We start from the raw sequence: 1097 nt of genomic DNA on the forward strand, positions 1-1097 counted from the left end.
GGTCGGCTGGTGGCGCACGGCCCCGTGGCCGAGACCACCACCCCCCAGATCCTGTCCACGTTGCTCGGGGCGCGGCTGCCCGCCGTCGACGACCGGTCGCCGACCGCCGAGGGAGCACTGTGATGATCGATCTGCTCGTCGAGCCGATGAGTTACGAGTTCATGCGGCGCGCCCTGCTCGTGGTGGCCGCCTCCGGTGTGGCCGGCGCGTTGCTGAGCTGCTGGCTGGTCCACATGGGCTGGTCTCTCATGGGTGACGCGGTCTCCCACGCCGTCCTGCCCGGTGTGGTGATCGCCGCCCTGATCGGCATCCCGTTCGCGGTCGGCGCACTCATCGCCGCGCTGGTCGCGGTGGCGCTCATCGGCGCGGTCCGAGAGGGGGGGACGGTGCGGGAGGACGCGGCCATGGGCATCGTCTTCACCGCCCTGTTCTCGTTCGGACTGGTCCTCATCGCCCGGTTCCCCAGCGGGCAGGACCTGCACTCGATCCTGTTCGGCAGCGTCCTCGGGGTGCGCGATTCCGACCTCGTCCAGGTGTTGGCGGTCTCGGCGTTCACGGTGATCGTGCTGCTGGCCTTCCGCCGCGATCTCATCATGCTGGCCTTCGACCGGCTGCACGCCCACACCCTGGGGCTCAGGACGCGGGCGCTGACCGGGCTCCTGCTCGCCACCCTCGCCACCGCCACCGTGGCGGGGGTCCAGTCGGTGGGCGTGATCCTGGTGGTGGCCACGCTCATCATCCCCGGCGCGACCGCCCAGTTGGTGGCCGACACCATGCGGGGGACGATGATCGTCGCCGTCGTCGTCGCCCTGGTCGGTGGCGTCACCGGCCTGTACGCCGGCTACTACGCCGACCTCCCCCCGGGCCCGGTAGTGGTCCTCGCGCAGGCCGTCATCTTCACCGCGGCGCAGCTGTTCGCCCCCCGGCGCGGCGTGATCCCGCGGGCCGCGGCGGGCGCCCGGGCCCGGCGATCGGGGATGATGACGGCATGACCGTCGACCCGCCCCGTGCAGATGTACCCAGAGGCCTGGCCGATCTCACGCCGACCATCCAGGCCTATCTCATGGCCGCCCACCACCTGGGGGCCAGCGGCGGGA

General features: G+C 72.0%; 1 protein-coding gene. It reads left to right on the forward strand.

Going from position 1 to position 1097, the window contains the following annotated elements; translation table 11 throughout:
- Positions 1 to 122 precede the first annotated feature (122 nt).
- On the forward strand, positions 123 to 992 hold the full coding sequence (locus G6018_RS15070) for a metal ABC transporter permease (RefSeq protein WP_095717860.1): 870 nt from the start codon (positions 123 to 125) through the stop codon (positions 990 to 992).
- The last annotated feature ends 105 nt before the right edge of the window (positions 993 to 1097 follow it).

This window comes from Dietzia sp. DQ11-44, from assembly GCF_014145205.1.
GTDB classification, from domain to species: Bacteria; Actinomycetota; Actinomycetes; order Mycobacteriales; family Mycobacteriaceae; genus Dietzia; species Dietzia natronolimnaea.